This window comes from Bradyrhizobium sp. MI1.11 (genome assembly GCF_055811255.1).
The window spans coordinates 1-3,699 of sequence record NZ_JBVVPM010000134.1; the positions used below are offsets into that span (position 1 = coordinate 1).

The following is a 3,699-nucleotide window of genomic DNA, read 5'->3' on the forward strand; positions in this document are numbered from 1 at the left end:
CGCAACCACAAAAGCCCGGGAAAACCGCGGCTACCAGCCAACGACTCCGCATAATCCCGCGCTACGCATAATCGGTCTTATGCGGTGCACCGCATAACGTCGAGATCGGCGCAGCTTGGTCGAAGCGCTCCGAAGAGGGCCGCGATTACCTCTCGCTCAAGCTCGATGATCCCTCGTTCAACGCGCCGATCTACGCCAACCTGTTCGACGATGAAGGCGGCGAGGGCTACACCCTGCTCTGGTCGCGGCCCCGCAAGAGCGGCGAGTAGACGCTCCGCCAAGCCCCGTCCGGTCCGCCGGGCGGGGCTTCTCAAAATCCGACGTCGGTCGATGAGACCGACTGTTTTTTAAATTGTTGCGTCAATTTGAGGAAAATTTCGTTTGATGGGCGCGCTCCGCGCGTCCCTGTGGGCGCCTGTTCGAGGCCTCACGTACGGCCGCCGATCCAGCAAGCCGGATCGGCGGCTCCGTGACGCGTGTCGAGGTCGGGCGCTCCCTGGCTACCGGCCCGGCTCGCGGAAGTTCATGATCGAACTTTGGACACCTTCTCCTCAAGCAGATCTGCAGGCCGAACCCCTAAAGCTTGGGCAATCTGCCAGATCGTTAGCAATGTCGCGTTTTGCAGCCCTCGCTCCATGCTGCTCACGAAGGCCCGGTCAACGCCCATGCGTTCCGCCACGGCCTCTTGGCTCAAGCCAAGGACCAGTCGAAATCGACGCGCGTTCGCTCCGAAAACCTTGCGGATATCCATCCGCAGGATAGGAAGCAATCGCGTATTTTGGCGCTACGTGTTATAATACGCGGAGCTGGGTGTTGAAGCTCACGGACGGAGCCTCGATTGCTGAATATGTGGGGAACGCGGCTTCTTGAACGCTCGCCCGAGCTCGTGGCATGCCATATGCTACAGAACGGAACTGTTCGAGCCGGCAAGGCGTTCGCCTCGCAGTTTTATTTTCAATCCCGCGCACATTGTAGCCTCTGATGTCGAAGCCGTCGCTAGATCCTGACGTCGCGGATGTCGCGCCGAACGAGCCGGCGCTGACAGCCTATGACGAACAGCATATCGTCACGTACCTTCGCCTTCTGCAGGCGGAGGGCGAGGGGGCGGACTGGCGTGAGGTCGCTCGAATCGTCTTACATATCGATCCGGAGCGAGAGCCGGAACGCGCGCAGAGCGCATATCAGAGTCATCTCGCGCGCGCCAAATGGGTGACGGAGCAGGGACGTCTTTTACGTGGCGCCGGCTCAAAATAGAAAAGAATCGCCGACTACAGGCTCGCAGCCAGAACGTTTTTCTCCCGCTAACCGGTGGTCATTCTCGTGCACCACGTGGTGCCAAACGAGGGGCTTCCCACAACCCCATCGTTCATAATTATTGCGCCGCAATCGTTGTTACTTACGTGCAATGGGGCGGAAGCAATGCCTGAATTCGACTGGCGGTCGCCGGATTCGTTTAAGAGCCTAGAGAACGCTGAGATCACTGAAATCGCCTGGGTAGGTCTTCGTATGAACGTGGACTACCAACGTGACTACGATGAGATCATCGCTAACAACTCAGATGGCGCAGTGACCGAGGAGTTCAGGAGGAGGTGGGGCCTCTGCTTTCGCCCATGACCCGCAGAGGTCGTTCCACGAGCAGACAATCTTTTGGGCGCCCGAGGTTCTCCCGACCGTCGTCCCGGTCACTGTAACCGCTTCAACGCCTCGTCAAAGCTCAACGCCTCAGCCGCCGCTGGATCTTGCATCTGGTCAGGTGCGCCGTGCCGCTGACGGCTGGCATGCCGTGCTGCAAATCGGTTCGGTGGAGCATCGCATCTGGTCGAAACAGCCGCTGACCGCAGGCGCTCGCTATGCGGCCGAGTTGCCGTTTGACGGCGATTTGGAGGCGCGCGCGCATGCCGCCACGCGGCTGTGGCGCGCGATGAATGGACGCGCGCCAGGACCTCCGTTTCATCGCTTGCCCAAACAACGGCGCGAACGACTGTGCGCAGCCCTTCGCGCGGTCGCCGCGTATCTCGCCGGCGCGACTTATCGCAGCATCGCAGAAGCTCTGTTTGGCAAGCCGCGCATATCGGATCGCGGCTGGAAAACACACGATCTGCGCAGCCGAACCCGTCGCCTTGTACAAAGCGGCCTCGCATTTGTGCGCGGAGGCTATCGCAAGCTGCTTCGGCCCAGGCGCAGGGACGAGTAGCGCCCTTGCTGGGGGGCCGCAAATCGACCCGCCGATATTCGGCATCCCCCTCCGAGATCCCGCTTCTCCATGATGACCGCACATACGCCGGCGCCGCCATCCGCGGTGCGCTGTCATCCTGGAGTTCTCAAATGCCCGATCCGATGGCCGGTCTTCCCCCGCGCTTCCTGCGTACACCGGAGGCCGCGCGTTACCTTGGCCTCTCCGGTCGCACGCTCGAGAAGCACCGCACCTACGGCACCGGGCCGACCTATCGGAAGATCGGCGGACGTGTCGTCTACGCGGTAGACGATCTGAAAGCCTGGGCTGACCTCGGCGCCAAAACGTCGACGTCTGACCCGGGGAAGGGGACCGTGCTGCCGGCCAAGAAGCATCCGGTGCTGCGCCCATATGCGGGCCAGGAACGTCGCTGATCGCGCGTGAAAGCAGTGACCATGCGGCGCAAACACCATTCCGAGCGCGACCAGCTTGAGCTCTTTCGGGCGCTGCCTGGCGACCTCGCCCCGCGCGATGCGCAGGATCTGATGGCTTATCCCTTCTTCTCGCTCGCAAAAACAAAGCGGATTGTACCAATCGATTTCCGTGCGGGTGCGATTGCAATTCGTGTCGAAGCCGTGCCGGAACACGGCATGGCGACCATCTGGGATGCCGACGTTCTGATCTGGGCCGCGTCCCAGATCGTCGAAGCCCGTGACGCCGGCTTGAAGACGTCGCGCCTGATGGCTGCAACGCCTTATGAGATTCTGACGTTTGTCGGCCGCGGCACCAGCGCGCGCGATTATGACCGGCTGAAGGCTGGTCTTGACAGGCTGCAATCAACGACGGTGCTGACCTCGATCCGCCAGCCGGCAGAACGGCGGCGGCATCGCTTCTCCTGGATCAACGAGTGGAAAGAAACCGCCGATGCAAACGGACGTCCATTCGGGCTCGAATTGATCCTGCCTGATTGGTTCTATGCCGGCGTGATCGATGACGCGCTCGTGCTGACGATCGACCGAGCCTATTTCGATTTGACGGGCGGACTTGAGCGCTGGCTTTATCGTCTCGTGCGCAAGCACGGCGGTCGGCAAGGTGGCGGTTGGAGCTTTGACCTTGTGCACCTCCATGCCAAGTCGGGCATCCTATCGCCGCTCAAGCATTTTGCGTACGACGTACGCCAGATTGTTCAGCGCCAGACATTGCCCGGCTACCAGCTCGTGCTCACGCGCGATCCTGATGGCACCGAGCGGCTGAACTTCGTGCCGGCGCCCGTCCATCCCTTAACGGCACGCCTGCGCCGGCGCGGACTCGTTCCAAATTCGGAGGACAACCTGTGAATCAGCTCGTGCTATCGGGGACCGCAACCCTCGTGCCATCGGGGACCCGATCCTCGTGCTATCGGGGACCGGAATCGAGCTTAAGTGCTTGTTTCTCTGTGCCTTCCAGGCTCTCTAACTTTACTAACATACTGACACTAACTTCCAGTTGTGAATCAGTACGTTGTGAACAAGTCGGCGGCGCGTGCA

General features: G+C 61.0%; 6 protein-coding genes and 1 pseudogene. 6 read left to right on the forward strand and 1 reads right to left on the reverse strand.

The genetic code is table 11. From position 1 onward, the window contains the following. Positions 1–98 precede the first annotated feature (98 nt). Positions 99–269, forward strand: a pseudogene (locus AC0L30_RS42475) (DUF736 domain-containing protein); the annotation flags it as partial. A gap of 254 nt (positions 270–523) precedes the next feature. On the opposite strand, the gene AC0L30_RS42480 reads toward AC0L30_RS42475, so the two are convergent. Then, positions 524–751 carry a helix-turn-helix domain-containing protein gene (locus tag AC0L30_RS42480; RefSeq protein ID WP_473406746.1) on the reverse strand — a complete coding sequence of 76 codons (228 nt, stop codon included), beginning with the start codon at positions 749–751 and terminating at the stop codon, positions 524–526. A 230-nt stretch (positions 752–981) separates the two neighbouring features. Here AC0L30_RS42480 and AC0L30_RS42485 point away from each other — a divergent pair, with 230 nt between their 5' ends. From AC0L30_RS42485 to AC0L30_RS42505, 5 genes are all read left to right on the forward strand, one after another. Then, positions 982–1,254, forward strand: coding sequence for a DUF2285 domain-containing protein (locus AC0L30_RS42485; protein WP_473406743.1), 273 nt, complete (start codon positions 982–984; stop codon positions 1,252–1,254). A 165-nt stretch (positions 1,255–1,419) separates the two neighbouring features. Then, positions 1,420–1,614 carry a transcriptional regulator domain-containing protein gene (locus AC0L30_RS42490; RefSeq protein ID WP_473406744.1) on the forward strand — a complete coding sequence of 65 codons (195 nt, stop codon included), beginning with the start codon at positions 1,420–1,422 and terminating at the stop codon, positions 1,612–1,614. A 307-nt stretch (positions 1,615–1,921) separates the two neighbouring features. Then, a complete protein-coding gene (locus AC0L30_RS42495) occupies positions 1,922–2,194 on the forward strand; it encodes a DUF2285 domain-containing protein (RefSeq protein WP_473406747.1) in 273 nt (90 codons plus the stop codon). 131 nt (positions 2,195–2,325) lie between these two features. Further along, positions 2,326–2,607 (forward strand): helix-turn-helix transcriptional regulator, encoded by a 282-nt coding sequence (locus AC0L30_RS42500; RefSeq protein WP_007594540.1) that lies wholly within the window; start codon positions 2,326–2,328, stop codon positions 2,605–2,607. A 21-nt stretch (positions 2,608–2,628) separates the two neighbouring features. Then, the gene (locus AC0L30_RS42505) at positions 2,629–3,510 is read left to right on the forward strand and encodes a replication initiator protein A (RefSeq protein ID WP_473406745.1); all 882 of its coding nucleotides are present in this window, start codon (positions 2,629–2,631) and stop codon (positions 3,508–3,510) included. Positions 3,511–3,699 lie beyond the last annotated feature (189 nt).

Excerpts from the sequence above, each read along its gene's own strand:
- AC0L30_RS42480 (WP_473406746.1), bottom strand. The coding sequence starts at position 751 with ATGGATATCCGCAAGGTTTTCGGAGCGAACGCGCGTCGATTTCGACTG.
- AC0L30_RS42485 (WP_473406743.1), top strand. The coding sequence starts at position 982 with ATGTCGAAGCCGTCGCTAGATCCTGACGTCGCGGATGTCGCGCCGAAC.
- AC0L30_RS42490 (WP_473406744.1), top strand. The coding sequence starts at position 1,420 with ATGCCTGAATTCGACTGGCGGTCGCCGGATTCGTTTAAGAGCCTAGAG.
- AC0L30_RS42495 (WP_473406747.1), top strand. The coding sequence starts at position 1,922 with ATGAATGGACGCGCGCCAGGACCTCCGTTTCATCGCTTGCCCAAACAA.
- AC0L30_RS42500 (WP_007594540.1), top strand. The coding sequence starts at position 2,326 with ATGCCCGATCCGATGGCCGGTCTTCCCCCGCGCTTCCTGCGTACACCG.
- AC0L30_RS42505 (WP_473406745.1), top strand. The coding sequence starts at position 2,629 with ATGCGGCGCAAACACCATTCCGAGCGCGACCAGCTTGAGCTCTTTCGG.